This is a genomic window from Jeotgalibacillus marinus, from assembly GCF_040801915.1.
GTDB lineage: Bacteria > Bacillota > Bacilli > Bacillales > Jeotgalibacillaceae > Jeotgalibacillus > Jeotgalibacillus marinus.
The window spans coordinates 1-240 of sequence record NZ_JBFMIA010000274.1; the positions used below are offsets into that span (position 1 = coordinate 1).

The 240-nt window shown below is 60.4% G+C and carries 1 protein-coding gene; it reads right to left on the reverse strand.

The features are described 5' to 3' along the window. On the reverse strand, positions 1-240 hold a 240-nt coding region (locus AB1471_RS17835; RefSeq protein WP_367781052.1), incomplete at its 3' end, for a type II secretion system protein.

Here is a 240-nt window from a genome sequence, read left to right on the forward strand (position 1 = left end):
GACAGGCGGCAAGGCCTCGTGCGTATCGACGTAGTTCTGCAACGCCAGGCCGATTTCCTTGAGGTTGTTCATGCATTGGGACCGCCGGGCCGATGCCCGCGCGGATTGCACGGCCGGCAGCAGCAAGGCGATGAGCATGGCGATGATGAAAATCACCACGAGCAACTCGATCAAGGTGAAGCCGCGGCCCCTTCGAGTCATGATCCATGCCCTCAGGAAAGACAGGACGTCCCCGATCAT